Origin of the sequence: Corynebacterium mastitidis DSM 44356 (genome assembly GCF_000375365.1) — a bacterium.
GTDB classification, from domain to species: Bacteria; Actinomycetota; Actinomycetes; order Mycobacteriales; family Mycobacteriaceae; genus Corynebacterium; species Corynebacterium mastitidis.
This window is the reverse complement of record NZ_AQXB01000007.1, coordinates 180031-206680: the sequence shown is the minus strand read 5'-3', so window position 1 is coordinate 206680 and position 26650 is coordinate 180031. Positions and strand designations below refer to the sequence as shown.

Here is a 26650-nt window from a genome sequence, read left to right as displayed (position 1 = left end):
TTTTAACAAAAACAATGCGTTTGTAACGAGCACACAGTTTGTTGTGGTGTTTGCGTCTGCTGTGCAGTGTCTGGCATGACACGCCCCCTGGTTTGGGTGGGGTTGTGGTTGTGTTGGTGGTTGATGGTGGTGGGGAAACGCCCGGTCCCTTTTCGAACCCGGTAGCTAAGCCCATTTCATGCTGATGGTACTGCACTCGTTGGGGTGTGGGAGAGTAGGTTGCCGCCAACACTAAAACTTCATCAAAAGGGTGGGGTGACACACACATGAATCATGTGTGTGTCACCCCACCCTTTTTGTATATGCAGGTATCCTCGTAGGGCATGACGGATCATCGCATTGCCCGGCGCGTGGCGCATGTGGGACATTCTATTTTCGCGGAGCTGTCGGCCCGAGCGGAGCGCACGGGGGCGATCAACCTGGGGCAGGGCTTCCCGGACGAGGACGGCCCCGCCGCCATGCTCGAGGCCGCCCGGGAGGAGATCCTGCGAGGGCACAATCAGTACGCCCCGCTGCGGGGCACGGCGGAGCTGCGGGAGGCCGTGGCGGGGGAGAGGTCCCGCCGCCTGGGCCAGCGGTGGGACCCGACCACCGAGGTGTGCATTACCGCCGGGGCCACGGAGGGGATCATGGCGGCGGTGCTCGGCCTGGTGAACCCGGGGGACGAGGTCATCGTGTTTGATCCCTTTTACGACTCCTACGGTGCGGCCATTGCCTTCGCAGGGGCGCGGCGCGTGGCGGTTCCCCTGCGGGCCGAGGGAGACACCTGGGCGATAGACGCGGCGGCGGTGGAGGCGGCGGTTACTCCCCGCACCACGGCGCTGATCCTGAACAACCCGCATAATCCCACGGGAAGTCTCTTTACGGGGGAGCAGCTGGAGGCGCTGGCGGAGGTGGCGCGGCGCCATGACCTCGTGGTGATCTCGGACGAGGTCTACGAGCGCCTGCTCGCCCCGGGGCGTGAGTTCGTGCCCACCGCGAGCGTGCGAGGGCTGAGGGAGCGCACCCTCACGGTCTCCTCGGCGGCCAAGACCTTCAACGTCACGGGGTGGAAGACGGGCTGGCTGCTGGGGGAGGAGGCCCTGGTGGACGCGGCCACCCGAGCCAAGCAGTTCCTCACCTTCGTGAGCGCCACCCCGTTCCAGGCGGCCGTGGCGCACGCGCTGCGGGAGGAGGACGCCTGGGTGGCGCGGTGGGCGGAGGCGCTGGGGGAGCGCAGGGAGATGCTGCGCCGCGCGCTGGAGTCCCGGGGGTGGCGGGTGCACGCCACGCATGGCTCCTATTTCCTGGTGGCGCGCCAGCCGGGCGGGGCGTGCGTGCCGGAGGGGGTGGTGGCCCTGCCCGTCGGGGCGCTGAGCGACGATCCCGGGCGCTGGGAGGGGTACTTCCGCTTCGCCTTCTGCAAGAGCAGGGAGGCGATGGAGGAGGCCTGCCGCAGGCTAGAGCACCAGTAGGTTGCGGGGGGTGGCCTTGACCTCGTCGAGGCGCGTGCGGTTCTTCTCCAGCATCTCCCACTGGCCGTGAGGGATGGCCTTGCGCGCGGCCTGCACCACGTCGGGGTCGGGGGTGCCCCAGGCGATGGGCATGGGGGTGACCTCACCCCAGGAGTCCTGCTGCTGCGCGGTGCGACGCCCCGAGACGGCCACGGCGGGCACGCGGGTGCCGAGCTTGCGTTGGTGGCCCTTGATCGCGGTGACGGTGCGCAGGGCGAGCGCCCAGCGCGGGGGCTGCGTGGGGTCCACGGCGGTGTTGACCAGCGCCATGAGAACGATGTCGCGGGGGTTGACCTCCGCGATGACGGCGGGGGCCAGCGGGTAGGAGTCGTAGAGCCGCTGGGGTCCGCCCACCTTCTGCGGCACGATGAGTCCGATGAGGAGGAACACCACGGCGAGCGCCGCGAACACGCCCACGATCACGGCGGCAGCGGCGCCGTGGGTGAGCCGGGAGAAGCCCAGGCCCGCCGCCAGCATGAGGAGCCCGAGCAGGATGGCGCTGAGGCGCAGGCGGCGGGAGTCGCGCAGCAGCTCGTTGTTCTCCTTAGCCCAGGGCTCATCCACGGTAAAAGAAAAGGGCATGGCTTGCTCCTTATGCGAGGTCTGAGGCGTCGATGATGCGGTAGGCGTAGCCCTGCTCCGCGAGGAAGCGCTGGCGGTGCACGGCGTACTGCGCATCAAGGCTATCGCGGGTGACCACCGTATAAAAGTGTGCCTCCCCGCCGGAGGCCTTGGGCCGCAGCAGCCTGCCTAGGCGCTGCGCCTCCTCCTGGCGGGAGCCAAAGGTGCCGGATACCTGGATGGCCACGCTGGCCTCGGGGAGGTCGATGGAAAAGTTGGCCACCTTGGACACCACGAGGCGGTTGATCTCCCCCTCGCGGAATTGCTGGAAGTAGCGCTCCCTGTGGGCGGTGCTGGTGGAGCCGTCGATCAGCGGGATTCCGTGGCGCTGGGCTATGCCGGAGATCTGCTCGAGGTAGGCGCCGATGATGAGGGTCGGCTCCCCGGCGTGCCTGCGCAGCAGCGCCTCCACCACGGTGTTCTTGGCCTCGGAGCAGGCGGCGATGCGGTAGTGCTCGCGCGCGGGCGCGGTGGCGTAGAGGAGCCGTTCCTGCGGGGTCATGGTGGTGCGCACCTCGGTGCAGTTCGCGGTGGCGATGAACCCCGAATGCTCCAGGTCCTTCCACGGGGCCTCGTAGCGCTGCGGGCCGATGAGGGAAAAGACGTCCCCCTCCATGCCGTCCTCGCGCACCAGGGTGGCGGTCAGCCCGAGGCGACGCCGCGATTGCAGATCCGAGGTCATGCGGAACACGGGGGCGGGTAGCAGGTGGACCTCGTCGTAGATGATGAGGCCCCAATCGCGGGAGTCGAAGAGCTCCAGAGCCCGGTACTCGCCCTTGTACTTGCGGGTCACCACCTGGTAGGTGGCGATGGTGATGGGCCGGATCTCCTTCTTCTCCCCGGAGTATTCCCCGATCTCCGCCTCGGTGAGGGTGGTGCGGCGCAGTAGCTCGTCGCGCCACTGGCGCCCCGCCACGGTGTTGGTCACCAGGATCAGCGTGGTGGCCTGGGCCCGCGCCATCGCGGCGGCCCCCACGATGGTCTTTCCGGCCCCGCAGGGCAGCACCACCACCCCGGAGCCGCCGGCCCAGAAGGCCTCGGTGGCCTGCTCCTGGTAGTCGCGCAGGCTCCAGTCCCCGGAGAGCGCCAGGGGGTGGGCCTCCCCGTCCACGTAGCCGGCCAGGTCCTCGGCGGGCCACCCGACCTTGAGCAGCTCCTGCTTCAGGCGCCCCCGCTCGGAGGGGTGCACCAGGATGCTGGTCTCGTCCAGGCGGGTGCCCAGCATGGGGGCGATCTTCTTGTGCCGCAGCAGCTCCTCCAGGATGGGGGAGTCCTCGGCCTCGAGCACGAGGCCGTGCGCGGGGTCCTGATGCAGGCGGGTGCGCCCGTAGCGGGACATGGTCTCCGCGATGTCGATGAGCAGCGCCTGCGGCACGGGGAAGCGCGAGTAGCGCTCCAGGGTGTCCACCGCCTGCTCCGCGTCGTGCCCGGCGGCGCGGGCGTTCCACAGCGCCAGCGGGGTGATGCGGTAGGTGTGGATGTGCTCGGGCGCGCGCTCCAGCTCCGCAAACGGGGCCAGCGCCGCGCGGGCCTCCCCGGCGAGGGGATGGGCGGTTTCTAGCAGGACGGTCTTGTCCGACTGCACGATGAGTGGGCCTGTCACGCGGCTCCTTGGTCCGATCGGCGGGGAAACGGACCTTTCATGGTACTAGGTCCACGGAGGTGACGCGGTGCAATCCCAGGCGATGCGCCGTCCCCGTGGCCGGGTCCACGGCGTCCACCTGCCCGGCCGTGACGCGCAGCGGCTTCAGGCGGCGTCGCGCCACCGTTCCCCGGGCGTCCACGTAACCCAGGTCCACCAGGCGCCCGCCGCGCGCCGCGGCGGATAGCGCGGATACATGGTCCTCGGTGTCCTCGGGGGACTTGGGGTCCTCGGGGGTCTCCTCCGCGCCTAAAAGCCGCTCGACGATGGCGTGGATGCGCTCGTCGGTCAGCCGAGGCGCGGCCTGCCTGCGGGAGCGGGTGCTGGCGCCCGCGGGGGCGATCCGGGCCGGCTCGGGGCGGATGTCGATGCTCAGGCCCGCCGCGTCCTCGGCGGCCGGGTGGAACCCCGCGCCGCGCAGCTCCTCCATGACCTCGCCCAGGGGTCGCTCCGAGATCGCGACGGTGGGAGCCAGCGCCCGCAGCGAGGCGCTGGCCAGCACGGCCGCCTGGAGCGCGGCGGGGTCCTCGCAGCGCAGGTAGCACCGGGCGGCGCCGCCGCGCAGCGCCCCGTGGCGCGACCCCATGTCCTCGATGAGGTAGGCAAGGGCCTGGGGCACCTCGCCCAGGGCGTGCGCGCGCAGGAAGGCGAGGAGATCGCCCCCGCTGCGCCCGGCGTCCAGCGCCTGGCGCACCGAGTCCTCCGAGAACCGGTACACCGAGGCCAGCCCGGGGGACTCCAGGTGCGCCATGAGGTTAAGCTCCGCCTCCACCTGGTATTCCAGCGGGCCGGGCGCGAGGGCCGTCATGTCCGCCTGGAGGATCACCCGATCCACGGTGGCGGGGATGAGGCCGTCCAGCGGGGCGTCGCGCCGCGCCACCACGCTCGCCGCGCCGCCCGCCAGGGCACCGATCCATTCGGCCTCCGCGCGCAGGTGCGCGATGGCCTCCGGTTCCGCGCCGCCGAGCACCAGCGGGGAGGAAAAGAGGAGGGCGGCCCCGGCCTCCTCGTCCGTGAGGGATACCCCTTCGGAAAGATAGGGGGCCAGGAGGGCCCGGCGCAGCGTGGGCAGGCGGGGGTCCTCCTCGTCGAGGAGCCTATCGGCGTCCCAGTAGGCCCAGCGGGAGCGCAGCCACCCCGCCGCGAGGGTTTCCAGGCGCCGCGCGGGGGAGGAGGAAAACCAGGCGTCCACGGCGCCGGTGGGGGCCAGGTAGGAGTGCCCCTCCGCGGGCAGCGGGTCGGGCTCGCCGGTGGTCACCAGCCCGGCGGCATGGCTGAGGCAGATCAAACGCTTGACCTGATCCACGCCCAGGCGCAGGTCGCGGGCCAGGCGGCGGGTCTCCCGCACGCCCACGCCGCCCGCGCGCAGCAGCGGCAGGGGGCGCCGCTCCAGGGCGTGGAGAAGTTGCGCGGTCAGCCGCACCGCGTCGAGGCCCGCCGCCACCCCGGCCTCGTCCACGGCGCGCGGGTCGCCCACGGGGGTGCCGCGCGGCGGGCGCAGCGGGATGCGGGCGGGGCTCGCGCCACGCAGGGTGCGCCGCACGGACAGGGGAAGGCGCACCGTGCGCTCGTCCACGCGGACCACCAGCCCGGATTCCACCAGCGCGTCATCGCGGGTCAGCCCCATCCCGGCGGAGTTGGCCAGCGTCTCCAGCATGGCGCGGCGCGGGGCGTCGAGGGAGTCGAGGCGCCGCGCGATCTCCGCGTCGGTGAGTTGTACGTCGTGCAGCAGCTTCCAGTCCGGGGGCAGGCTGGCAAAGACCTCCTTGAGCAGGATCACCTCGCCCTCCTCTCCGTAGACCAGCCCGGCGGCCTCCAGGCGGTCCAGGGCGGTCAGGGCCTCCTCGGCGGGAAGCTGCGGCACCCGCTCGGCAACCTCCCGCCGCGCCACGGGGCGGAACTCCGCCCCGGCGTCGGCCGCCGCCTCGGCCACGGCCAGCTCGGCGGCGCTGAGCCCGCGCAGCGCGCGGGCCACGGAGGAAAGGATGCGCAGCCGGGTGGCCAGGGAGCCCACCGTGGGCGGGACGGGCAGGGCGGTATCGGGCCGCAGGCGCAGCAGCGTGGCGAGCTGATCCGGGGTGCGGCGGTGAAGCCAGGACTGATAAGAAGGCGGCATGGGTGTAGGAGAGGGGTGGAAGTGAGTTACCTTTTGCAGGGAACTTTGACAGAATGGGCTTATGTCTAAGGTTGAGAAAAAAGGGTACGTGGATCCGGGCTGGCCGCAGCACTACGAGGGCGAGGGGCACGTGGTAACGGAGCTCATCGGTCGTTACGCGGGGGCCTCCAGCCCCTTTGGCGACGAGCTTTCCCTGCCCATCCCCCAGGACCAGCTCGGGTACGTGCACCCTTATACCCGCATTAACAAGTAACCGGCAAGAAGAGGGCCGCTGTTTTCCACAGCGGCCCTCTTCTCGTATCCGGGGGAGGCGGCGTTACACCAGGGAGGCGACCTGCTCCACGGCGTCCTCGACGGCATCCGTGCCCATGTCCAGGTACACCTCGTACCCGGCCTCGTTGAGGGCGGGGCGCAGCACCTCGAGGGCCTCGTCGTAGAAGGCGTCCGCGTCGTCGGCGTACTGCTCGTAGACGTCCGCCAGCTCCTCGGGGATCTCCACGCCCGAGCGCTCCAGGATGGCCAGGGCCAGGGTGTACAGCTCGGCGGCGGGTGCGAAGACCTCATCGGAGGAGACCTCCGTGATGGTGGCGGGCACCTCCACCGGCTGCGGGGAGGCCACGGGGGCGGTCGCCGGGGTGGCGGGGGCCGGGGCCGGGTCCACGGCGCGCTCGGAGGGGGCGGAGTTCAGGCCCAGGCGCTGGGAGCAGGCGGGCCAGGCGCCCCAGCCCTGGCTGGCCAGCACGCGCTCGGCCACGGCGATCTGCTCCTCGCGGGAGGCCTGGTTGGCGGTGGGGGCGAACTCCTGGCCGCCGTGGGCGGACCAGGTCTGGGGGTTGAACTGCAGCCCGCCCTGGTAGCCGTTGCCGGTGTTGATGGACCAGTCACCGCCGGACTCGCACTGCGCCAGCGCGTCCCAGTCGGAGTCGGGGGCGGCGGAGGCGGTGGGGGCGATCAGGGCCGAGGCGGTGCCCACGGCGATGGAGCCCAGGGCCAGCTTGGCAAAGATCGAGGTGGTCGTGGCGGTGTGGCGTCCCATTTTCTGAGTTCTTCCTCTCTGTGGCGCGCTGTTCACGCCGTAGACTGATGAGATTGCGGCACTCGGTAACACTCGCTAAAAATGATGCGGCCCGCCGGGCGGCGGACCGTGCCTGAACAAGAGACTAACGATTGATAACGTTTCTGTCACGTTTTTCCGGGCCGTGGCGGCGTTTTTGCCAAAGATGCCCGGAGTCTCCGGGAAAAAGTCCAGTTCAGCACGCATGATAAAAAATATAGTGACGTCTATCACGCGATGTGTGCGGTGGTGCGGCTGTGACTTACGGGGTGTATGATGATGTATTTCTTTAACGCACAGCGGTGCCAGAGAGGAAGAGGTGACGACCCATGCCCGTAGGGAAGATGAAGTGGTATGACGCCGAGCGCGGCTTTGGATTCGTGTCCAACCCCGGCGACGAGGACGTCTACGTGGGCAAGCAGGTGCTCCCGGAGGGCGTGATGGAGCTGTACCCCGGGCAGCGCATCGAGTTCGACTTCGCCTCCGGGCGCCGCGGGCCCCAGGCGCTGCGGGTCAAGGTCCTCGATAAGCCCCGCAAGCCCCAGCACCGGTACAGCCCGGACGAGCTCAACAGCATGATCGCGGACGTGGTGACCCTCCTGGAGGCGCGGGTGCAGCCGGACCTGCGGGCGGGTCGCTTCCCCGATCGCAAGTCCGGCCACCAGGTTGCGGAGATCCTGCGTGCCGTGGCCCGGGAGCTGGACGCCTAGTCCTCGGCGCTTTCTGTGCTTTCTGTGCCCTCGGCGGGCGCCTCGGAGTTGCCCACGGACCACACCGCGGCCACCGGAGTCTCGTTGCCCTCGGCGTCGCGGTCGATCAGGGCGGTGTTGACCTCCACCACCATTAGGCGGGGGCGCGGGGCGCCCTCCTCCGTGGGGTCGAGCGAGCCCGGTATGGTCACCGACTCCTGCTCGTTGCCCCCGAAGTTCCGCGTGTCGTTGTAGGCGGGGTTGTCGTAGATGGTCAGCAAGGTCCAGTCGTGGTCGTAGATGGGCTCCGGGAGGTCCAGGGTGAGGGCATCGTCCTCGTCGATGGGCAGCGTGGGCACCTCCCCCTCCGCGCAGTCTGTGTTGACCTCGCACACCATGTAGGGGGCGATCTCCTCGGAGCGCTCGCCCGCCGTGGCGGTCAGGCGCAGGTCCTTGGGCGCGGGGTCGGGCCGGTTGTTCCACCAGGTCTGCGCCAGGTACACCACGGCGATCACGATGACCACGGTGGTGAGCAGCGCGAGGATCTGCACCAGGGAGCGGTGCTTTCCTTTTTTACTTGCAGCCATGCCAATCCAGTCTAATTAGTTGAGCGCGGCGGCGGTGGGCGATAATGGGCACCGTGCCCACCCAACGATACGGAAAGAAAGATCGCGCGAGAAACCCCCTCTTTTCTGAGCGGGCCACCTCCGTGGCCGCCTCCGCCCTTGCGGAACTCGGGGAGGAGGCCGGGGAACACCTAGGCGTGCAGCCCCTGGAACGCAACGTGGCCATCCATCGCTTTGCGGCCGACGTCCCGGGCTACGCCGGGTGGGAATGGCAGGTGGTGGTGGCCTGCGCGCCGGGCAGCCGCCGCGTCACCGTCAACGAGGCCACCCTGGTGCCCGCCCCCCACGGGGAGGCCCTGCGCGCCCCGCGCTGGGTGCCCTGGGCGGAGCGCATCCGCCCCGGCGACCTCCACCCGGGAGACGTCATGCCCCCCGAGCCGGGCGACGTGCGCCTGCGCGAGACCGAGGACGGACACGAGCTGAGCCGGCGCGGGCTGTCCGACGCTCAGCAGCGCTGGCGCACCGGGGACTTCGGGCCCACCAGCGAGTTCGCGGAGAAGGCCGCGCTGCGCTGCGAGAGCTGCGCCTTTTACCTGCCGATCGGGGAGCGGTGGGGGAGGAACTTCGGGGTATGCGCCAACGAATACTCCGCCGACGGCCACGTGGTGCACTCCGCCTACGGCTGCGGCGCGCACTCGGAGACCCCGAGGGAGACCTCCGACCCCACCCAGCGGGCTTTCGACGACGAGCGCCCCATCTTCTGACACCGGAAAGTACAACCTATGGCTAGCACTCTGGATCGCTACTTCCACATCACCGAGCGCGGCTCCAGCATCGCAACGGAGGTCCGGGCGGGCGTGGTCACGTTCTTCGCCATGGCCTACATTGTGGTGCTCAACCCGCTGATCCTGGGCACCGTCGAGGACAGCGCGGGCACCACCCTGGGGATCCCCCGGGTGGCGGCCGCCACGGCCCTGGCCGCCGGGGTGATGACCATCGCCTTCGGGCTGATCGCCCGCTACCCCTTCGGCATCGCCGCGGGCCTGGGGATCAACACGCTCGTGGCCGTGACGCTGGTGGCGGGCGAGGGGCTGACCTGGCCGGAGGCCATGGGCTTGGTGGTGCTCGACGGCATGATCATCGTGGCCCTGGCCGTCAGCGGCTTCCGCGAGGCCGTGTTCAACGCCATCCCCGCGCCGATGAAGGCCGCGATCGGCGTGGGGATCGGCGCCTTCATCGCCCTGGTGGGCCTGGTGGACGCGGGCTTTGTCACCCGCGTGCCGGACGCCGCCGGAACCACCGTGCCGGTGGGGCTGGGCACCGGCGGCTCCATCTCCACCTGGCCCACCTTCGTGTTCATCCTCGGCGTGCTGCTCTGCGGCACCCTGGTGGTGCGCCAGGTGCGCGGGGGCCTTTTCATCGGCATCGTGGCCACCACGCTGCTGGCGATGCTCGCGGAGGCGCTCCTGCACCCCACGGGGGACTGGTCCCTGGCGGTTCCCGCGCTGCCCGAGAGCCTGGGCGGCTGGCCGGACCTCTTCCTCGTGGGGCAGGTGGACCCCATCGGAGCCTTCGCCCGGATCGGTGCGCTGGCGGCGTCGCTCCTGGTGTTCACCCTGGTGCTGGCCAACTTCTTCGACGCCATGGGCACCATGACGGCCCTGGGCAAGCAGGGCGGGTTGGCCGATGCGGAGGGCAACCTCCCCGGCCTCAAGCGGGCGCTCGTGGTGGAGGGCGCCGGGGCGGTGGTCGGCGGCGTCGCCTCGGCCTCCTCCAACACGGTCTTTGCGGACTCCGCCGCCGGGGTGGGCGACGGCGCCCGCACCGGGCTGGCCAACGTGGTCACGGGCGTGCTGTTCCTGGCGGCGATGTTCCTCACCCCGCTGTACTCCGTGGTGCCCATCGAGGCCGCCGCCCCGGTCCTGGTGGTGGTCGGCGCCATGATGATGGCCCAGGTGCGAGACATCGACTGGGGCCGCTTCGAGGTGGCCCTGCCCGCCTTCCTCACCGTGGTGGTCATGCCCTTTACGTACTCCATCGCCAACGGCATCGGGGTGGGCTTTATCACCTTCACCCTCATGGCGGTGGCGGCGGGCCGCGCGCGCCAGGTCCACTGGATCATGTGGCTCGTCTCCGCCCTCTTCGTGGTGTACTTTGCGGTTGATCCGATCATGAGCCTGGTGCAGGGTTAAGCAGATGAGAATACGCATCGACGATCCCCACGACCCGCGCCTGGACGACATCCGCAACCTGAACACCGAGCGCACCGACCTCGTGGTGGCGGAGGGGACCCTCGTGGTGGGCAGGCTGCTAGAGTCGCGCTACCCGGTGCGGCAGGTGGTGGGCTTTCCCCAGAAGCTCGACGCGGTGGACGTCCCCGAGGGCGTCCCCGTGTACGAGGTGGACCGCCAGACGCTGGCGGACGTCGTGGGCTTTGACATGCACCGGGGGCTGGTGGCCACCGCCGACCGCGCCCCCGAGGCGCCCGTGGCGCGGGTGCTCGACGGCGCGCGCACCATCGCCGTGCTCGAGGGCGTGGGCGATCACGAGAACATCGGCGCGATCTTCCGCAACGCGGCGGGGATGGGGGTGGACGGGGTGCTCTTCGGCAGCGGCTGCGCCGACCCCCTCTATCGACGCTCCGTGCGGGTCTCCATGGGGCACGTCCTGCGCCTGCCCTTCGTCCACCTCCGGGGTGGCTACACCACCTGGCAGCGCGCCCTCGACGAGGTGCGGGCGGCGGGATTCCGCCTGGTCTCCATGACCCCGGACCCCGAGGCCGTGCACCTGGCCGACGCCCTCGACGGGGCGGAGAAGGTGGCCCTCCTCGTGGGGGCGGAGGGGCCGGGGCTGACCGAACACGCCATGCGGGCCACCGACGTGCGCGCCCGCATCCCGATGGCCCCGGGCACGGACTCCCTTAACGTGGCGACCTCTGCCGCGATAGCTTTTTACGAGAGGCAGCGGCAGTTATACCGCCGCTGATCCAGCCCAGCAGGCAGACCGCCGCTGTCAGGAGCAGCCAGAGCGGCCAGGGGACGTACCTGAGCGCAAGCAGACCGTCACTTGTGGTGACCGCCAGCAACAGTGCGGAGGCGAACCCGCCGGCCACGCCGATGGCGGCGATGAGCAGGGACTGCATGGCGGCCACGCGGGCGATCATGCGGGGCGGGGCGCCCACGGCCCACATGGTGCTGAGATCCGCGCGGGTCTCGCCCACCGAGAGCACCGCGAGCAGGATCATCACCGCCGCGCAGGCCAGCGAGAGCAGGGCGAGCGGGATCAGGTAGAACTCCGTGATGGTGTGGTAGTTATCCGGGGTGAACCAGAGCGTGATGAAGTCCTGCGTGGTGTGGCGCGCCTTGATCTCTTGCCACAGGCCGATCTCGCGCTCGGGGAAGATGAGGGCCTTTTCCAGGTAGACGTGGTCCCCGGTCTCGGGAGCGGCGAGGCGTCCGAAGGGCAGGTCCACCACCTCGCCGCGCTCCACCCCGCGCTGGGCGTCCGCGATCTGCTCGCTGCTCAGCGTGGTGATGTAGCGCAGGTACTCCGGGATCTGCGCCGGGGCCACCATGGTGGCGTTCTTCTCCGTGGAGTGGTACACGTACACCGGGTTCACGCCGCCGATGGCCTCGGCCACCTCGCGGATCTCGTTTTCCACCGGGGCGCTATTGCGCAGCTCCACGATGGGGTTTATTCCGATCACCGGAGGTTTTTCCCGCTCGTACGGAGTGGGATCAAGGCTGCCGATCGAGACGAAGCCCAGCACGAAGGTCAGGCCCACGATCGCGGCGATGGCCGGGCCGGTGCGGTGCACCTGGCGGAAGAGGTCGCGCAGCGCCAGGCGGGGCACCACGGGCCCGCGCCCTGCCCAGCGGGAGAGCAGCCACAGGAGCGCGGGCGTGCTGGTGACGGCGCCGATGCCGAAGATCCCGTAGCCGAGGACTCCCCAGTCCGAGGAGAACACGGTGAGCGCCAGGCTCAGCGGGAGCAGTACCGGGCCGATGGCCATCGGCCAGCGCCACCGCAGGCGATTGTGCGGCCCTCGGTGCGGGCGCGAGGCCCGGATGGCGGGTAGGACCGAGGCGGTGAGGGCGCACAGCACCGCAAAGACGCAGGCGCAGGCGATGAGCTCGTAGGGGATGGTGAGCCCGGTGTACACCCAGTCGGAAAATGCAAAGAACAGCGCGCCTCCCGCGGCTCCTAATACGAGCCCCAGGGCGATGCCCATCGCGGAGATCAGGAGTGCCTCCAGGTAGAGTGCCCAGCGGAGCTGCGCGGGCTCCGCGCCGTTGACGCTAAGCAGGCGCATGGACTGGTACTGGCGGCGCGCCGCCACCGCGAAGATGGGCGAGATCATCGAGGACAGCACGATGAGCACCAGCATGGCGATGGTGGCCGTGAAGGCTACGTCCTCCGGCCCCCAATGCATCATTACGTCGCTGATCGGACGGGAGAAGTCGACGTCGGGACTATTCGGGTATGCCTGCACGTCGGGGGTGCTGACCTCGAGGTCGGGGCTGGGGCTGGACCAGGAGACGTGATCGGGCAGGTCGTCCGAGACGATCTCGTCCAGCGGTATGGACAGCCGCAGCGTGGTATCGGAGCCGAAGTCCACGGTGTATTCCCTCGGCCTATCCTCCCAGGGGGCCTGGGCGGTGACCGTATCGCCCTTCTCCACCCCAAGCGCGTTGGCCAGGGCGGGGGAGAGCTTGAGGGAGTCGTCGCCGGTGTTGCTGTAGGTCACGTGGAGCAGCGCCGCGGTGTCTCCGGCGTGCAGCTCCACCTTGCTGGAGATCCTGGCGATGAGGTCCTCGTCCGGGATTGCCCGTCGGATGCGCTCCAGGTCGGTCCCCGTGCCATTCTCGCTGAGCGAGATGTGGGTTTCGTACTGCTCCTCGGCGCTGGTGTTGGCCAGGCCCACGAGCGTGACCAGGGCGATGGGCAGGGCGAAGAAAAGCACGGCCACGAGGGAGCGCATCTTGTGGCGCGTGATGTCGCGCCGGGCGATGCGGGCGGGTATGGCGAGGTGTGGCATGTTTTACTCCTCCCCGACGATCGCGCCGTCGCGCAGGTAGATGGTGCGGTCGGCCCAGGCGGCAAAGCGGGGCTCGTGGGTGACCAGGAGGCACCCGGCCCCGGCGTCCACGCGCCGCCGGATGATGCCCATGACGGCCTCGCCGGTGGCGGTGTCGAGCGCGCCGGTGGGCTCGTCGGCGAGCAGGAGGCCGCGCTGGCCGATGAGCGCGCGGGCGATGGCGATGCGCTGCGCCTGGCCGCCGGAGATCTCCGAGGGGAAGCGGTCCGCCAGGGAGGTCAGCTCCAGCTCCTCGAGGGCCTCGAGCGCCTGCTCCCGGGCGCGCAGGCGCGGGGCGCCGTCCAGCTCCAGGGGCATGGCGATGTTCTCGGCGGCGGTGAGGGTGGGGATGAGGTTGAGCTCCTGAAAGACGTAGCCCACGTGGGTGCGGCGCAGCCGCGCGGTGGCGGTGGCGCTGAGCTCCGAGGTGTCCACGCCTTGAATGAGCACGCGACCCGAGGACGGGGTATCCAGCGTGCCCGCCACGTTGAGCAGGGTGGACTTGCCGGAGCCGGAGCGTCCGGTGATGGCCACCAGCTCCCCCGGCTCCAGGCTGAGTGAGACGGAGTCCAGGGCGGTGACCGTGGTGGGGCCGTCCATGTGCAGGCGGGTGACGTTGTCTAGCGTGAGGGCGGTGGGGTTCATTGGGGTTCTCCTTGTTCCGGGTGGGCTTCGATGAGGTCGATCCAGCGCAGCTCCGCCTCGAGGTCGAGGATCTGGCGCTCGCACAGCAGCCAGCGCGCGCCGGGGGGTGCCTGGGCCTTTTCCCGGGTCAGCTCCCGCAGCCGCTGCATCGCGGCGCGGCGCTGGGTATCCAGCAGGCTGGTGAGGTCCACGTCCTTGCTCAGCGAGGCCATGGCCACCTTGATGACCAGGGCGTCGCGCTCGTCCGCGATCTTGATCTCGGGTTGCTCCCACCACTGGCGCAGGGCCTCGCGCCCGGCGGGGGTGAGGCCGTAGGCCTCGGGGGAGCCGCCGGTCTTTTCCACCAGGCCGTCGCGCTCCAGGCGCTTGGCGGTCTGGTAGACCTGCCCCACGTTGATGGGCCAGGTGGCGGACGTGGACTCCTCGAAGATGCTGCGTAATTGCCCCACGGGTCGGGGTTGCTCGGCCAAGAGGCTGAGCAGGGCATGTCTTATGCTCATGGGCTACCTCCTCGGTGCTTACCGAGTAAGTTACCGGGTAACCTTGCGCTTGTCTAGGGTGGCGATGAGAAAACCCTGAAAATTAGCGGCGGAACGGCCACCACGAGCGCACGCGGCGGGTGATCCCCTCCGCCAGCCGGGCGAACTCGTCGCCCTCCTTGCGCCGCTCGTAGTCGTCGTACTGGTTGCCGCTGGGGGTCAGCCCCAGCTTAGAGGCGGCGTCCGACGCCCACTCCGCCATGCTCATGCGGACCCCGGAGGGGGCGTCCACCTTGGCCTCCGGGCGGCCGTCGATGGCAAAGCCCGCCACCTGAATATCCGGCCCCTCGGGGGAGACGTCCACCCCCAGCCAGGAGCGCTGCGCCTCCCGCGCCAGGTCCGCCGGGACGAAGGGCAGGGCGATGCCCCCCGGCTGCTCGGCGCGCTCGCCCGCCCAGTAGGGCCCCTCGAAGGACTCCGGCAGGCCGATGTCCTCGAACAGCTCCTCGCGGCGCGCGCCCAGGCTGCGCTGCAGCTCGCCGCGATGCCAGTGGGCGAAGGCGCCGAAGTCCCCCTCCCCGGCGCTGATCGCGTAGACGTCCCGCGCCGGGATGGAGCCCAGCAGGGCGGGGTCCAGGCGGGAGAGGCGCGAGGCGTCCTCGACGATGGTGTGCACCAGCGCCACCCCGGGGAACGCCGCGATGTAGAACTCCCCACGGGAGGCCGGGGCGGAGCGGTTAAACGGGAACTGTCCAATGGGCGTGACCGGCCAGGAGGGGTTGAGCTGTGCCAGGTACTTGCGGCCGAATCCGCGATCGGCGCGCGGCTCCTCGGACAGCACCGCCGCGGCGTCCTCGCCGGAGACGAACCACAGGGTCACGGGGCTTTCGTACATCGCTATCGCGGCCGCTTGGTGTTGGCGCGCACGCCCAGCAGCACGTCCTCCCAGTGCGGGGTGACGGCCTTGCGGCGCTTCTTGGGCTCGGGCTGGGGCTCCTCCTCGGCGGGCGGCTCCTCCGCCGCCACGGCGGCCGGGCGCGGCGGGGCCATCAGCTCGGAGGCCACCGGGTTGCGGGCCACGGTGGTGGCCGAGGCGGAGGTGTGATTCTGCAGCGTCCACTCGGCGCGGTGATCGCCCCAGGTCACCACCACGATCCACTGCCCGCCGGCCTCGCGGTGGGCGTCCCACCGGCTGGTGGTGAGGTCCTCGCCGCGCGCGGCGAGCGCGGTGGCCAGCACCTCCCACAGGCTCAGGCGGGCCGGGCCGTCCTCGCGCACCGGGTGGGAGTTCTTGGCCAGCTCCGCGATGCGGGCGCGCTCCAGCAGCACCGGGTGGGCGTACGGCTCCACCCGGGCCTCGGGAACCCCCATCTGCTCGGCCACCTGGGAGACGGTGGCGCCGCCGCGGATCCGATCCTGGATGTCGCGCGGGCGCAGGGGCAGCGCGCGCGGCTCGGACTTCTCCTCGGCGGGGGCTAGGAAGGAGCGCACCTCATCTATGGCGAGGCTATAGCGATCCCCCTCGGGGGACTCCAACACCAGGGTGCTACCCGTGGACTCGCTACGGACGAGGTGAAGCTCGCGCATCTGGCCTCCTTGAGATGAAGTGCTGACTACACCACTGTAACTTAGTTAACCCCGGCTTCCAGGATGGCGTCGATGGCCTTGGTCAGCGTGGCCACGTCCTCGGGGTCGATGGCGGGGAACATGCCGATGCGCAGCTGGTTGCGCCCCAGCTTGCGGTACGGCTCCACGTCCAGGATGCCGTTGGCGCGCAGCGTGGCCGCCAGGGCGGCGGCGTCCACGGACTCGTCGAAGTCGATGGTGCCCACCACCAGAGAGCGCGCGGAAGGGTCCTGCACGAAGGGGGTGGCGTGCGGGTGATTCTCGGCCCAGGAGTACAGGGTGCTCGACGACGCCGTGGTGCGCCGCACCATCGCGTCCAGGCCGCCCTCGCGCAGCATCCACTGGATCTGCGCGTCCAGCATGAGCAGGGTGCTCACCGCGGGGGTGTTGTACGTCTGGTTCTTCCGGGAGTTCTCCACGGCGGTCTGAAGGTCGAGGAAGGCCGGGATGAAGCGCTCGGAGTGCAGCCTCTCGATGCGCTCGATGGCCGCCGGGCTCATGGCGGCCAGCCAGAGCCCGCCGTCGGAGGCGAAGCACTTCTGCGGGGAGAAGTAGTAGACGTCCGCCTGGGACATGTCCACCGGCAGGCCGCCCGCGCCCGAGGTGGCGTCGATGGCCACCAGGGCCTCGCCGTCTGGGCGCCGCACGGGCACCATCGCGCCGGTGGAGGTCTCGTTGTGCGCCCAGGCCACCACGTCCACGCCCTCGAAGGGCTGGGGCTGCGGGGCGGTGCCGGGGGGAGCGTCGAGCACGGCGGGCTCGTCCAGCCAGGGGGCCTTGCGCGCGGCGGCGGCGAACTTGCCGGAGAACTCCCCGTAGGTGAGGTGGCCCGAGCGCTTCTCGATGAGCCCGAAGGTGGCGGCGTCCCAGAAGGCGGTGGCCCCGCCCAGGGAGAGCACGATCTCGTAGCCCTCCGGGAGGCTGAAGAGGGCGCCCAGGCCCTCGCGCACGGAGCCCACCACGTTCTTCACGGCGGGCTGACGGTGCGAGGTGCCGATGACGGTGGGGGCTGTAAGCGCGTCGATTTGCTCCTGGCGGACCTTGGAGGGGCCGCAGCCGAAGCGGCCGTCGGCGGGAATGAGCTCGGGGGGCAGGGTGAACATGGTCTGACTTTCTATCGAGCGGACGGAATGCTTATACCATAGCCCGAATCCGGCGTGTTGTGGTTATCACACGATCTGATAACCTGTGCCAAGGCGCACCAATCGCCTCAAACTTGATTTGAGTGTACGGTTTAGATTGTCCAAGTAATCGAGAAAGGGATAACTGTGGCTACTGAGAGCAACGACAAAGCCGTCCTGCACTACCCCGGCGGGGAATTCGAGATGAGCATCAAGCCCGCCACCGAGGGCAACTCCGGCATCGAGCTGGGCAAGATGCTCTCCGAGACCGGCTACGTCACCTTCGATCCCGGCTACGTGAGCACCGGTTCCACCGAATCCAAGATTACGTACATCGATGGCGACGCGGGCGTGCTGCGCTACCGCGGCTACGACATCGCGGACCTCGCGGAGAACGCCACCTTTAACGAGGTCTCCTACCTCCTCATCAAGGGCGAGCTGCCCACCACCGAGGAGCTGCGCAAGTTCAACGACGAGATCCGCCACCACACCCTCCTGGACGAGGACTTCAAGGCGCAGTTCAACGTGTTCCCCCGCAAGGCGCACCCCATGTCCGTGCTCGCCTCCTCGGTGAACATCCTCTCCACCTACTACCAGGACCAGCTCGATCCCCTCGACGAGGAGCAGCTCGACAAGGCCACCGTGCGCCTCATGGCCAAGGTTCCCATGCTCGCGGCCTACGCCTACCGGGCCTCCAAGGGTGCACCCTACATGTACCCGGACAACTCCCTGAACGCGCGCGAGAACTTCCTGCGCATGATGTTCGGCTACCCCACCGAGCCCTACGAGGTCGATCCGGTGATGGTCAAGGCCCTGGACAAGCTGCTCATCCTGCACGCGGACCACGAGCAGAACTGCTCCACCTCCACCGTGCGCATGATCGGCTCCGCGCAGGCCAACATGTTCGTCTCCGTGGCCGGCGGCATCAACGCGCTCTCCGGCCCGCTGCACGGCGGCGCCAACCAGGCCGTGCTGGAGATGCTGGAGGACATCCAGAACAACCACGGCGGCGACGCCACGGACTTCATGAACCGCGTGAAGAACAAGGAAAAGGGCATCCGCCTGATGGGCTTCGGCCACCGCGTGTACAAGAACTACGATCCGCGCGCGGCCATCGTCAAGGAGACGGCCCACGAGGTGCTGGAGCACCTGGGCGGCGATCACCTGCTGGATCTGGCCATGAAGCTGGAGGAGATCGCGCTCAGCGACGACTACTTCATCTCCCGCAAGCTCTACCCGAACGTGGACTTCTACACCGGCCTGATCTACCGCGCCATGGGCTTCCCCACGGACTTCTTCACCGTGCTGTTCGCCATCGGGCGCCTGCCGGGCTGGATCGCGCACTACCGCGAGCAGCTCGAGATGAACACCAAGATCAACCGCCCGCGCCAGGTCTACACCGGCGAGACGCTGCGCAAGGTCACCCCGCGCGACTCCCGCTAGGGGAGTGGCGCTGCGGCCGAGGGGCATAGCGACCATTTATAATGGTTTCTATGGCTCCTCGGCCCCTTTTTGTATGAATGGGCTGTGAGTTCCTGTACCCAATACCAAGGAGACTTTTACCCTATGGACAAGCCGCAGATCGACGTCCCTGCTGGCCCCGCCCCCGAAACCCTCCACATCGAGGACCTGGTGGTGGGCGACGGCGCGGAGGCACAGCCCGGCGGCACCGTTGAGGTCCACTACGTGGGAGTGGACTTTGAGACGGGACAGGAGTTCGATTCCTCCTGGGACCGGAAGCAGAGCATCGAGTTCTCCCTGGACCGGCTCATCGCCGGCTGGCAGGAGGGCATCCCGGGCATGAAGGTGGGCGGCCGTCGCCTGCTGGTGTGCCCCCCGGAGCAGGCCTACGGCCCGGCGGGCGGGGGGCACCCACTCTCCGGCCGCACCCTCGTCTTTGTGATCGACCTGCTCAAGGCCGAGTGACTTAGGCGCGCCACTGACCCCAGTCGGTGGCGTACACGTTGTTGACGTCTACGGTCACGCCGTCGATCGTGGACTGCCACCCCGCCACCTGATGAAGGGTGGCCCTGGGGTGGATTTTTCCTTGAGAGCCCCAGTCGTGCTGCCAGAAGAACTCGCCCAGGCCGTCGGCGAGGCACCACTCGATGGTGGGGTGGTTGGCGTACACGCCTAGGCGGTAGCCGCCCGCCTCTAGGGCGCTCTTGCAGGCGGCGAGGTAGGGGAGGATGAGCTGCTCGTACTCGGCGCGGGAGGGGTTGTCGTCGATAGCCATGTAGATGGGGCGGCCCTGCGGCCCGCCCGCCGCCGCGTGCAGCGCCATCGCCTGCGGGGCGTGCTCCAGCGCCCCGAGGGCGCCCCGGCGCCAGTCCGCGGTGTCCCCCTTGCCGTACTGGTACACGCTGGCGGTATCGAGCAGCAGTACTGGTACACGCTGGTGGTATCGAGCAGCAGCGTCTCCGCCAGGGTGACCGGCTTGGCCTTCATCCACGCCTCGCGCGGCCGCGAGACGTAGCGCACCGCGCCCACGTGCCCGGCCCGCGTGATCGCCTCCGCCGAGGGCACCCCGGCGGAGAAGTCCACGACGGTGCGCGGGCGGGTGGCGGCCAGGGCGCCGGCGCCGGCCAGGGCGACGCCCGCGCCTTTGAGCAGGGTACGGCGGTTAAGGTACTGCATGGGGGAGATTCTAGCGCCGAACGGCGGTAGGCTTAAGCGCCATGACGATCTCCACCCCGTACGAGGACCTCCTGCGGCACATCCTGGAGCACGGCAGCCCCAAGGGGGACCGCACGGGAACCGGCACCACCAGCCTGTTCGGCGCGCAGCTGCGCTACAACCTGGCGGAGTCCTTCCCGCTGCTGACCACCAAGAAGGTGTACTTCAGGGCCGTGGTGGGGGAGCTGCTGTGGTTCCTCCGGGGGGACTCCAACGTGCGCTGGCTCCAGGAGCGCGGCATCCGCATCTGGAACGAATGGGCCGACGAGGACGGCGAGCTCGGCCCCGTGTACGGCGTGCAGTGGCGTAGCTGGCCCACCCCGGACGGCCGCCACATCGACCAGATCTCCCGCGCGCTTGAGACGCTGAAGTCCAACCCGGATTCCCGCCGCAACATCGTCTCCGCCTGGAACGTGGCGGAGCTGGACAACATGGCGCTGCCGCCCTGCCACCTGCTCTTCCAGCTCTACGTGGCGGACGGCAGGCTGAGCTGCCAGCTCTACCAGCGCTCCGCGGACATGTTCCTGGGTGTGCCCTTCAACATCGCCTCCTACTCCCTGCTCACCCACATGCTCGCCCAGCAGGCGGGCCTGAAGGTGGGGGAGTTCATCTGGACCGGGGGCGACTGCCACATCTACGACAACCACCGCGAGCAGGTGACGCAGCAACTGGAGCGCGAGCCGCGCCCCTACCCGCAACTACAACTGCGCAAGGCGGACTCCCTATTCGACTACGACTTCTCCGACGTCGAGCTGGTGGGCTACGATCCCCACCCCACGATCCCCGCGCAGGTGTCCGTGTAATGCTCGGGGCGATCTGGGCGCAGGACCGGGACGGGGTGATCGGGGACGGCTCCGGCATGCCCTGGCACCTCCCGGAGGACCTCCGGCACTTCAAGGAGGTGACCCTGGGCGCGCCCGTCATCATGGGCCGGCGCACCTGGGAATCGCTGCCGCGCAGGCCCCTGCCGGGCCGCGAGAACGTGGTGCTCTCCCGCCGGGCGGCGGGGGAGTGGTCGCGCGGGGCGCGGGTGACCGCCACGATCCCGGGGGAGGGCTGGATCATCGGCGGCGGGGAGGTCTACGCCGCCACCATCGGGGGCGTGGATGTGGTGGAGATGACGCTGGTGGACACGCGGGCGCGGGTGGACACCCCGGTGTACGCGCCTGCTGTTCCTGGGGAGATGGTTCGGGTGAGCGACTCCGGGTGGCTGGGAACGCAATTGCGCTACCGGTTTCTGAGGTTCGAGCGCCCGTAGGGTAGGCTGCCTAGCAGGCCCCAGTAGCTCAGTGGATAGAGCACCGCTCTCCTAAAGCGGGTGTCGGAGGTTCGAATCCTCTCTGGGGCACCCCTTCCCGCTTGCCTCACCCGGAGGCCGCGGAATAGGATGAATCACAACGGATTGTTACCCTGTGCGCAGGGGCAAGACCTGAGACGTCTTCGTGGCGTCTCGGGTCTTTTTTGCGTTTTAAGGAGCGCCAACGTGAGCCACACCAAGGAAAACCGATTCGAGGAGACCGCGCGCCGGGTGGTGGACGCCCTGGGCGGCCCGGAGAACCTCGCGTCCGCCACGCACTGCGCAACCCGCCTGCGGTTCACCCTGCGTGACCCGGAGAAGGCGGACATGGCGGCGGCGGGCGCGGCGCCGGGCGTGCTCAAGACCCTCGTCGCGGGCGGGCAGCACCAGGTGGTCATCGGCAACGACGTGCCGCTGGCCTACCGGGAGGTTCAGCGGATCGTGGGGACGCACGAGGGGGAGGACGCCGAGGCGGGGGAGGGGAACCTTTTTCACCGCTTCGTGGCCCTGATCTCCGCGCTGTTTACCCCCATCATCTGGGCGCTGGCGGGCGTGGCCATCGGCAAGGCCTTCCTCCAGATGGCGCTCCAGCTCGGCTGGGTAGCCGCGGGCTCCGGCACGGAGGCGGTGCTGGGCGCGACCTTCGACGGCGTGTTCTACTTCCTGCCCTTCTTCCTCGCCCTGACCGCCGCCAAGCACTTCAAGGTCAACCCCTACGTGGCGCTGGCGGTGGTGAGCGCCCTGCTGCACCCGCAGATCGCGGAGCTGGCCGTCGCCCCGGGCAGCACGGCCTTCGGGCTGCCGTTTCCCTCCATGTCTTACGCCTCCTCGGTGATCCCCGCCATCGTGGCGGTGTGGGTCACCGGCTACGTGGAGCGCTGGTGGCAGCGGGTGCTGCCGGGGGCGCTGCGCAACTTCCTCACCCCGGCCCTGGTGGTGCTCGTCATGGTTCCGCTGGTGCTCTTCACCATCGGACCGGTGACGATGTGGCTCTCGCACGGCGTGGCGGGCGGGGTGAACGCGCTGTTCGACGTCGCCCCGTGGCTCGCGGGCGCCCTCATGGGCGGCCTGTGGCAGGTGTTCGTCCTGTTCGGCCTGCACTGGGGCTTCGTCCCGGTCTTTCTCAACGACATCGCCAGCTCCGGCTGGGAGCCGCTGCTCGCCCCGGTGCTAGCCGCGGTCATGGCGCAGGGCGCGGCCACCCTCGCGGTGCTGACCGTGACCCGCAGCTCCCGGCGCCGCCGGGTGGCCGGTCCCGCCGCGCTCTCGGCGGTGCTCGCCGGGGTGACCGAGCCCGCCATCTACGGCGTGAACCTCCCGCTCAAGCTCCCCTTTTACATGGGCATCGCGGGCGGCGCTGTGGGCGGCGCGATCGCCGCGTTCTCCGGGGCCGCCGCCAACGCCTTCGTGCTCCCCGCCGCGCTCTCGCTCCCGGCCTTCCTGCACCGGGGCAGCCTCCCCGCCTTCTTCCTGGGCGTGGGCGTGGCGATGGCTATCGGCTACGTGGGCACGGCGATCACGCTGCGGCGCGCGGAGGCGCGGGCGGACGGCGCGACGGTGGGGGCGCCGGTGGCGGGCCGGACCGTGGCGCTCGCGGAGATCCCGGACGAGGTCTTTGCCTCCAAGGCGATGGGGGAGGGCGTGGGCATCGTCCCGGAGGACGGGTGCATCGTCTCCCCGGTGGCCGGCACGGTGGTGGCGGTGCCCAAGTCCGGCCACGCCTTTGGGCTCAAGACGGACGACGGCGTGGAGGTGCTGGTCCACGTGGGGCTGGACACCGTGACCATGAGGGGCGAGGGCTTTAGCCCGGCGGTAAGCCGAGGCCAGCGCGTGGACCGGGGGCAGACCCTCGGTAGCGTGGACCTCGAGGCGGTGCGCCGGGCCGGGCACCCGGACACGGTGATCCTGGTGGTCACCAACACCTCCGCGCTGGGGTCGGTCACGCCCCTGGCATTAGGCGCGGTAGCGCCGGGAGACCCGGTCATAGCAGTAGCCAAGTAACGCGAATCAGACAAAGAGGATCAAACATGTTTCCCAAGAACTTCTTGTGGGGCGGCGCCATCGCCGCCAACCAGGCCGAGGGTGCCTACGACGAGGACGGCAAGGGGCTGTCCATCCAGGACGTCATGCCGCGCGGGATTCAGACCCCGCCCACGGAGAGGCCCACGGAGGACAACCTCAAGCTCCACGGCATCGACTTCTATCACCGCTACCGGGAGGACATCGCCCTGTTCGCGGAGATGGGCTTCAAGGTGTTCCGCTTCTCGGTGGCGTGGAGCCGCATCTTCCCGCGCGGGGACGAGGACCGCCCCAACGAGGCGGGCCTGCGCTTTTATGACAATGTGATCGCGGAGTGCGAGAAGCACGGCATCGAGCCGATGATTACGCTGTCCCACTACGAGACGCCCCTGGTGCTGGCGCGGGAGTACGGGGGCTGGACCAACCGCAGGCTCGTGGGCTTCTTTGAGAACTACGCGCGCACGCTCATGACGCGCTGGCGGGGCAGGGTGCGCTACTGGCTGACCTTTAACGAGATCAACTCGATCGCCCACCAGCCCTTCCTCTCCGGGGGCATCCCGCGCCCGATCGAGGAGCTTTCCCTGGGCGAGCTGTACCAGGCGATCCACCACGAGTACGTGGCCAGCGCGGCGGTGACCAAGATCGCCCACGAGATCGACCCGGACAACAAGGTGGGCTGCATGATCCTCGCGGTGCCGCGCTACCCGCTCACCCCCTCCCCGGAGGACGTCCGCGAGGCCCAGTGGCGCAGCCAGCTCGACATCGCCTTCGGGGACCTCCACGTGCGCGGGGAGTACCCCGGCGTGCTCCGCCGCTACCTCGCGGACAACGGGGTGAGCATCGAGTTCGCGGACGGAGACGCGGAGCTGCTGCGGCACACCGTGGACTTCGTCTCCTTCTCCTACTACATGTCCGTGTGCGAGACGGCCAGCGGCGGGCAGCGCGGCGAGGGGAACCTCATCGGCGGGGTGGTCAACCCCACCCTCCGGGCCTCCGAATGGGGCTGGCAGATCGACCCCAAGGGGCTGCGCTACGCGCTCAACGAGTTCTGGGACCGCTGGCAGATTCCCCTGTTCATCGTGGAGAACGGCCTCGGCGCCCGCGACGAGCTGATCGACGGCACCGTGGAGGACGACTACCGCATCGCCTACCTCAACGACCACCTGGTGCAGGTGGGCGAGGCGATCGCGGACGGGGTGACCGTGCTGGGCTACACGAGCTGGGGGTGCATCGACCTGGTCTCCGCCAGCACCGCCCAGATGTCCAAGCGCTACGGCTTCATCTACGTGGACCGCAACGACGACGGCTCGGGGAGCCTCAAGCGGTACCGAAAGAAGTCCTTTGACTGGTACAAGGAGGTTATTGCGAGCAACGGCGGGAACCTTTCGTGAATATCCTCAGGGTATTCAACAACAACGTGGTCCTCGCCCAGCGCGAGGACGGCGTGCAGGTGATCCTCACCGGCAGGGGGCTGGGCTTCAAGGTCACCCCGGGCCAGGAGGCGGACGCCACGAAGGTGGCGCGCGTGTTCGTGCCGGAGTCCGCCGTGCTGCCGGACATCCCGCCCGAGTACGTCGCGCTGGCCACGGAGGCGGCGGGGGAGCTCAACGCCGCCGCCCTGGTGGCGCTCGCGGATCACCTGCACATGGCGGCGCGGCGGGGCGCCCAGCCGCCGCACCCCCTCGGCGCCGAGGTGGCGCACCTCTACCCTCAGGAGCTTTCCCGGGCGCGGGAGATCGTGGCCCTGGCCAATAAGCGGCTGCCGGTGGACCTCTCCGAGGACGAGGCCGTTCCGGTGGCCCTGCACCTGGTCAACGCGGCCTTCTCCCGGGGAGACCTGAGCATGACCTACGCCATGACGGAGGTGTTCTCGCAGCTCTTCGACATCGTGGACTCCTCCCTGGGCATCCGCATGGATCGCCAGGGGCTGGCGGCGGCGAGGTTCATCACCCACATGCGGTACTTCTTTGCCCGCGTGGCCCAGGAAGGCCAGTGGCACGACGGCGGCTCCGCCCTGGCGCAGACCCTAGAGCGGAGCTACCCCGAGGCGGTGGCCTGCGCGGGCAAGCTGGCCGCCGTGCTGGAGCTGCGGCTGGGCGTGGAGCTATCGAGCGACGAGCGCGCCTACCTCGCCCTGCACGTGGCGCGCCTATGAACCCCTAGGAGCCAAAGCCCCGCTCGATCAGGTACAGCGGGGTAAACAGGGAGTCGTCCTTCTGGTTGCTGGCGGAGAGCACACCCAGCAGGTTGTCCTTCGGGTCCATGAGCGGCCCGCCGGAGTTGCCGTAGTAGGTGGGCACGTTGGAGTTGATCATGATGCTGGGGAAGCGGCCGTCGCGGACGATGAAGCGCCGGGGCGTGCTCTCCGTGATGGTGCCGGTGGCGTAGTTGCCGGGCGCGCGGAACTGCACCCGGTCGCCGGTGCGCATGGCGGCGGAATCGCCCCGGCCCACGTGGCCGCTGACCACGGTGCCCGCGTCGAGCGCGATCTCCACCACGTCGAGGACGGGGGAGGTCTCGGACCCCAGGGCCGTGATCCTTCCCACCGGCCGGCCGTCGAGGGTGCGGACGGTGTCGCCCACCCTCCAGGCGCCGTCGCCGCAGTGGAGCGCGGTGTAGGCGGTGGCGCGGTCCGCGATGCTCAGCGTGCACTGGTAGCCCTCGGTGGCGGAGATGGCCATGCCCTGGTGCAGCGTGGTGGCGGCGTGGGCGGGGGCGGCGATGGTGGCGCACAGGGCTGCGCCGAGCAGGACGCGGGCGATCTTCATGGGGGATAGTTAACCCTGCCGAGCTATCACGCTCAAAATCTTCTCCGCCAGCTCGGGGCGGCAGATCAGCAGGTCGGGGATGTAGGTGTCCTTGTTGTTGTAGCGAAGCTCACTGCCGTCCAGGCGGGAGCAGTGCAGGCCCGCGGCCGTGGCCACCCCCACGGGGGCCGCCTGATCCCACTCGTACTGGCCCCCGGCGTGCACGTAGGCGTCGCAGTCCCCGAGCAGCACGTGCATGGCCTTGGCGCCGGCGGAGCCCAGGGGAAGCAGCTCGCTGTCGAGGGCCTGGGCCACCGCGCCCGCCACGGCCGGGGGGCGGCGCCGGGACACCGCGATCTTGCCGGAGTACGGCCCGGTGACGGCGCGCACGTCGCTGGAGTCGAACACCACGCCGAGGTCCGGCAGGCCCACGGCCGCGTGGATGGGCACCCCGTTTTCCACCAGGGCGATGTGCACGGCCCAGTCCTGGCGCCCGGTGGCAAACTCCTTGGTGCCGTCCAGGGGGTCCACGATCCACACGCGGTCCTTGCCCAGGCGGTCGAGGTCGTCCGAGGCCTCCTCGGAGAGGAAGCCGTCGCCGGGGCGGTGCTGCTCCAGCACCCGGGAGATCCAGCTCTGCGCCAGCTCGTCGCCCGCGTCCCCGAGGTTGCGCCCGCCCAGCAGCCCCACGTTGCGGATGCCCTTGAGGATCTCTGCGGCACCTTGGGCGAGGTGGTGGGTGAGGCGGGCGTCGGAAAGCTGAGTCATGCTCGCCATAGTAT

The 26650-nt window shown here is 69.6% G+C and carries 27 protein-coding genes, 1 tRNA gene, 1 rRNA gene and 1 pseudogene; 15 read left to right on the top strand and 15 right to left on the bottom strand.

Going from position 1 to position 26650, the window contains the following annotated elements; genetic code table 11:
• Positions 1 to 112: 112 nt before the first annotated feature.
• Both rrf and B140_RS0109710 read left to right on the top strand, forming a co-directional pair.
• A 5S ribosomal RNA gene (gene rrf / locus B140_RS0109715) occupies positions 113 to 231 on the top strand.
• Between the two features lie 92 nt (positions 232 to 323).
• On the top strand, positions 324 to 1454 hold the full coding sequence (locus tag B140_RS0109710) for an aminotransferase class I/II-fold pyridoxal phosphate-dependent enzyme (protein ID WP_018119168.1): 1131 nt from the start codon (positions 324 to 326) through the stop codon (positions 1452 to 1454).
• Here B140_RS0109710 and B140_RS0109705 read toward each other — a convergent pair.
• Genes B140_RS0109705 through B140_RS0109695 form a run of 3 tightly spaced genes read right to left on the bottom strand, consistent with a single transcriptional unit; the run spans position 1440 to position 5872 of the window.
• Positions 1440 to 2075: a DUF3239 domain-containing protein gene (locus B140_RS0109705; protein ID WP_018119167.1), complete on the bottom strand. Its 636-nt coding sequence runs from the start codon at positions 2073 to 2075 to the stop codon at positions 1440 to 1442. The genes B140_RS0109710 and B140_RS0109705 overlap by 15 nt on opposite strands.
• 10 nt (positions 2076 to 2085) lie before the next feature.
• Positions 2086 to 3717, bottom strand: a complete 1632-nt coding sequence (locus B140_RS0109700; RefSeq protein WP_040426392.1) for a DNA repair helicase XPB — start codon at positions 3715 to 3717, stop codon at positions 2086 to 2088.
• 37 nt (positions 3718 to 3754) lie between these two features.
• Positions 3755 to 5872: a helicase-associated domain-containing protein gene (locus tag B140_RS0109695; RefSeq protein WP_018119165.1), complete on the bottom strand. Its 2118-nt coding sequence runs from the start codon at positions 5870 to 5872 to the stop codon at positions 3755 to 3757.
• A 61-nt stretch (positions 5873 to 5933) separates the two neighbouring features.
• On the opposite strand from B140_RS0109695, the gene B140_RS0109690 reads away from it, so the two are divergent.
• Positions 5934 to 6125, top strand: a complete 192-nt coding sequence (locus tag B140_RS0109690) for a hypothetical protein (RefSeq protein ID WP_026166205.1) — start codon at positions 5934 to 5936, stop codon at positions 6123 to 6125.
• A 63-nt stretch (positions 6126 to 6188) separates the two neighbouring features.
• Here B140_RS0109690 and B140_RS0109685 read toward each other — a convergent pair whose 3' ends face one another.
• The gene (locus B140_RS0109685; RefSeq protein ID WP_018119163.1) at positions 6189 to 6908 is read right to left on the bottom strand and encodes a transglycosylase family protein; all 720 of its coding nucleotides are present in this window, start codon (positions 6906 to 6908) and stop codon (positions 6189 to 6191) included.
• Between the two features lie 75 nt (positions 6909 to 6983).
• On the bottom strand, positions 6984 to 7133 hold the full coding sequence (locus B140_RS13860) for a hypothetical protein (protein WP_156801738.1): 150 nt from the start codon (positions 7131 to 7133) through the stop codon (positions 6984 to 6986).
• Between the two features lie 122 nt (positions 7134 to 7255).
• Here B140_RS13860 and B140_RS0109680 point away from each other — a divergent pair, with 122 nt between their 5' ends.
• Positions 7256 to 7636, top strand: coding sequence for a cold-shock protein (locus tag B140_RS0109680; RefSeq protein ID WP_026166204.1), 381 nt, complete (start codon positions 7256 to 7258; stop codon positions 7634 to 7636).
• Here the strand turns inward: B140_RS0109680 and B140_RS0109675 are convergent.
• Positions 7633 to 8202 (bottom strand): DUF2771 domain-containing protein, encoded by a 570-nt coding sequence (locus B140_RS0109675; RefSeq protein WP_026166203.1) that lies wholly within the window; start codon positions 8200 to 8202, stop codon positions 7633 to 7635. The two genes, B140_RS0109680 and B140_RS0109675, sit on opposite strands and share 4 nt — an antisense overlap.
• Before the next feature lie 53 nt (positions 8203 to 8255).
• Between B140_RS0109675 and B140_RS0109670 the strand changes: the two genes are divergently transcribed.
• The 3 genes from B140_RS0109670 to B140_RS0109660 are packed head-to-tail and all read left to right on the top strand — an operon-like array spanning position 8256 to position 11166.
• The gene (locus tag B140_RS0109670; RefSeq protein ID WP_244874415.1) at positions 8256 to 8945 is read left to right on the top strand and encodes a DUF3027 domain-containing protein; all 690 of its coding nucleotides are present in this window, start codon (positions 8256 to 8258) and stop codon (positions 8943 to 8945) included.
• A gap of 18 nt (positions 8946 to 8963) precedes the next feature.
• Positions 8964 to 10373 carry an NCS2 family permease gene (locus B140_RS0109665; protein ID WP_018119159.1) on the top strand — a complete coding sequence of 470 codons (1410 nt, stop codon included), beginning with the start codon at positions 8964 to 8966 and terminating at the stop codon, positions 10371 to 10373.
• A 4-nt stretch (positions 10374 to 10377) separates the two neighbouring features.
• Positions 10378 to 11166 carry a TrmH family RNA methyltransferase gene (locus B140_RS0109660; protein WP_018119158.1) on the top strand — a complete coding sequence of 263 codons (789 nt, stop codon included), beginning with the start codon at positions 10378 to 10380 and terminating at the stop codon, positions 11164 to 11166.
• Here B140_RS0109660 and B140_RS0109655 read toward each other — a convergent pair.
• The 6 genes from B140_RS0109655 to serC form a co-directional block, all read right to left on the bottom strand.
• Entirely contained in the window at positions 11102 to 13219 is a 2118-nt protein-coding gene (locus tag B140_RS0109655; protein WP_018119157.1) for an ABC transporter permease, read from the bottom strand. The two genes, B140_RS0109660 and B140_RS0109655, sit on opposite strands and share 65 nt — an antisense overlap.
• A 3-nt stretch (positions 13220 to 13222) precedes the next feature.
• A complete protein-coding gene (locus B140_RS0109650) occupies positions 13223 to 13903 on the bottom strand; it encodes an ABC transporter ATP-binding protein (RefSeq protein WP_018119156.1) in 681 nt (226 codons plus the stop codon).
• A complete protein-coding gene (locus tag B140_RS0109645) occupies positions 13900 to 14403 on the bottom strand; it encodes a PadR family transcriptional regulator (protein WP_026166201.1) in 504 nt (167 codons plus the stop codon). The genes B140_RS0109650 and B140_RS0109645 overlap by 4 nt, the downstream gene beginning before the upstream one ends.
• An 82-nt stretch (positions 14404 to 14485) precedes the next feature.
• Complete coding sequence (locus B140_RS12470) at positions 14486 to 15277, bottom strand: DUF6928 family protein (RefSeq protein WP_040426389.1); 792 nt, start codon at positions 15275 to 15277, stop codon at positions 14486 to 14488.
• Positions 15278 to 15279: 2 nt separating this feature from the next.
• Positions 15280 to 15969, bottom strand: a complete 690-nt coding sequence (gene sepH / locus B140_RS0109635; RefSeq protein WP_018119153.1) for a septation protein SepH — start codon at positions 15967 to 15969, stop codon at positions 15280 to 15282.
• Positions 15970 to 16010: 41 nt separating this feature from the next.
• Entirely contained in the window at positions 16011 to 17111 is a 1101-nt protein-coding gene (serC, locus tag B140_RS0109630) for a phosphoserine transaminase (protein ID WP_018119152.1), read from the bottom strand.
• Positions 17112 to 17276: 165 nt separating this feature from the next.
• On the opposite strand from serC, the gene B140_RS0109625 reads away from it, so the two are divergent.
• Both B140_RS0109625 and B140_RS0109620 read left to right on the top strand, forming a co-directional pair.
• On the top strand, positions 17277 to 18572 hold the full coding sequence (locus B140_RS0109625) for a citrate synthase (RefSeq protein WP_018119151.1): 1296 nt from the start codon (positions 17277 to 17279) through the stop codon (positions 18570 to 18572).
• Between the two features lie 123 nt (positions 18573 to 18695).
• Positions 18696 to 19055 (top strand): FKBP-type peptidyl-prolyl cis-trans isomerase, encoded by a 360-nt coding sequence (locus B140_RS0109620; RefSeq protein WP_018119150.1) that lies wholly within the window; start codon positions 18696 to 18698, stop codon positions 19053 to 19055.
• Positions 19056 to 19065: 10 nt separating this feature from the next.
• On the opposite strand, the pseudogene B140_RS13425 reads toward B140_RS0109620, so the two are convergent.
• Positions 19066 to 19766 (bottom strand): annotated as a pseudogene (locus tag B140_RS13425) (DUF1906 domain-containing protein); the annotation flags it as partial.
• 41 nt (positions 19767 to 19807) lie between these two features.
• On the opposite strand from B140_RS13425, the gene B140_RS0109610 reads away from it, so the two are divergent.
• The 6 genes from B140_RS0109610 (at position 19808) to B140_RS0109585 (ending at position 25276) form a co-directional block, all read left to right on the top strand.
• Positions 19808 to 20608 carry a thymidylate synthase gene (locus B140_RS0109610; protein ID WP_018119148.1) on the top strand — a complete coding sequence of 267 codons (801 nt, stop codon included), beginning with the start codon at positions 19808 to 19810 and terminating at the stop codon, positions 20606 to 20608.
• Positions 20608 to 21063 (top strand): dihydrofolate reductase, encoded by a 456-nt coding sequence (locus B140_RS0109605; protein WP_018119147.1) that lies wholly within the window; start codon positions 20608 to 20610, stop codon positions 21061 to 21063. The genes B140_RS0109610 and B140_RS0109605 overlap by 1 nt, the downstream gene beginning before the upstream one ends.
• A gap of 17 nt (positions 21064 to 21080) precedes the next feature.
• Positions 21081 to 21153, top strand: a tRNA-Arg gene (locus B140_RS0109600).
• A 135-nt stretch (positions 21154 to 21288) separates the two neighbouring features.
• Positions 21289 to 23103: a beta-glucoside-specific PTS transporter subunit IIABC gene (locus B140_RS0109595; RefSeq protein ID WP_018119146.1), complete on the top strand. Its 1815-nt coding sequence runs from the start codon at positions 21289 to 21291 to the stop codon at positions 23101 to 23103.
• A 26-nt stretch (positions 23104 to 23129) separates the two neighbouring features.
• Complete coding sequence (locus B140_RS0109590; protein WP_018119145.1) at positions 23130 to 24512, top strand: glycoside hydrolase family 1 protein; 1383 nt, start codon at positions 23130 to 23132, stop codon at positions 24510 to 24512.
• Entirely contained in the window at positions 24509 to 25276 is a 768-nt protein-coding gene (locus tag B140_RS0109585) for a PRD domain-containing protein (protein ID WP_018119144.1), read from the top strand. Before B140_RS0109590 ends, B140_RS0109585 begins: the two co-directional genes overlap by 4 nt.
• A gap of 4 nt (positions 25277 to 25280) precedes the next feature.
• On the opposite strand, the gene B140_RS0109580 is transcribed toward B140_RS0109585, so the two are convergent.
• Together B140_RS0109580 and B140_RS0109575 are read right to left on the bottom strand one after the other, a co-directional pair.
• A complete protein-coding gene (locus B140_RS0109580; protein ID WP_018119143.1) occupies positions 25281 to 25889 on the bottom strand; it encodes a trypsin-like serine protease in 609 nt (202 codons plus the stop codon).
• Between the two features lie 9 nt (positions 25890 to 25898).
• Positions 25899 to 26636 (bottom strand): 3'(2'),5'-bisphosphate nucleotidase CysQ, encoded by a 738-nt coding sequence (locus B140_RS0109575; protein WP_018119142.1) that lies wholly within the window; start codon positions 26634 to 26636, stop codon positions 25899 to 25901.
• Positions 26637 to 26650: the final 14 nt, after the last annotated feature.

Coding starts and splice junctions, on each gene's coding strand:
- B140_RS0109710 (WP_018119168.1), top strand. CDS start 324: ATGACGGATCATCGCATTGCCCGGCGCGTGGCGCATGTGGGACATTCT.
- B140_RS0109705 (WP_018119167.1), bottom strand. CDS start 2,075: ATGCCCTTTTCTTTTACCGTGGATGAGCCCTGGGCTAAGGAGAACAAC.
- B140_RS0109695 (WP_018119165.1), bottom strand. CDS start 5,872: ATGCCGCCTTCTTATCAGTCCTGGCTTCACCGCCGCACCCCGGATCAG.
- B140_RS0109690 (WP_026166205.1), top strand. CDS start 5,934: ATGTCTAAGGTTGAGAAAAAAGGGTACGTGGATCCGGGCTGGCCGCAG.
- B140_RS0109685 (WP_018119163.1), bottom strand. CDS start 6,908: ATGGGACGCCACACCGCCACGACCACCTCGATCTTTGCCAAGCTGGCC.
- B140_RS13860 (WP_156801738.1), bottom strand. CDS start 7,133: ATGCGTGCTGAACTGGACTTTTTCCCGGAGACTCCGGGCATCTTTGGC.
- B140_RS0109680 (WP_026166204.1), top strand. CDS start 7,256: ATGCCCGTAGGGAAGATGAAGTGGTATGACGCCGAGCGCGGCTTTGGA.
- B140_RS0109675 (WP_026166203.1), bottom strand. CDS start 8,202: ATGGCTGCAAGTAAAAAAGGAAAGCACCGCTCCCTGGTGCAGATCCTC.
- B140_RS0109665 (WP_018119159.1), top strand. CDS start 8,964: ATGGCTAGCACTCTGGATCGCTACTTCCACATCACCGAGCGCGGCTCC.
- B140_RS0109660 (WP_018119158.1), top strand. CDS start 10,378: ATGAGAATACGCATCGACGATCCCCACGACCCGCGCCTGGACGACATC.
- B140_RS0109655 (WP_018119157.1), bottom strand. CDS start 13,219: ATGCCACACCTCGCCATACCCGCCCGCATCGCCCGGCGCGACATCACG.
- B140_RS0109650 (WP_018119156.1), bottom strand. CDS start 13,903: ATGAACCCCACCGCCCTCACGCTAGACAACGTCACCCGCCTGCACATG.
- B140_RS0109645 (WP_026166201.1), bottom strand. CDS start 14,403: ATGAGCATAAGACATGCCCTGCTCAGCCTCTTGGCCGAGCAACCCCGA.
- B140_RS12470 (WP_040426389.1), bottom strand. CDS start 15,277: ATGTACGAAAGCCCCGTGACCCTGTGGTTCGTCTCCGGCGAGGACGCC.
- sepH (WP_018119153.1), bottom strand. CDS start 15,969: ATGCGCGAGCTTCACCTCGTCCGTAGCGAGTCCACGGGTAGCACCCTG.
- serC (WP_018119152.1), bottom strand. CDS start 17,111: ATGTTCACCCTGCCCCCCGAGCTCATTCCCGCCGACGGCCGCTTCGGC.
- B140_RS0109620 (WP_018119150.1), top strand. CDS start 18,696: ATGGACAAGCCGCAGATCGACGTCCCTGCTGGCCCCGCCCCCGAAACC.
- B140_RS0109610 (WP_018119148.1), top strand. CDS start 19,808: ATGACGATCTCCACCCCGTACGAGGACCTCCTGCGGCACATCCTGGAG.
- B140_RS0109605 (WP_018119147.1), top strand. CDS start 20,608: ATGCTCGGGGCGATCTGGGCGCAGGACCGGGACGGGGTGATCGGGGAC.
- B140_RS0109590 (WP_018119145.1), top strand. CDS start 23,130: ATGTTTCCCAAGAACTTCTTGTGGGGCGGCGCCATCGCCGCCAACCAG.
- B140_RS0109580 (WP_018119143.1), bottom strand. CDS start 25,889: ATGAAGATCGCCCGCGTCCTGCTCGGCGCAGCCCTGTGCGCCACCATC.
- B140_RS0109575 (WP_018119142.1), bottom strand. CDS start 26,636: ATGACTCAGCTTTCCGACGCCCGCCTCACCCACCACCTCGCCCAAGGT.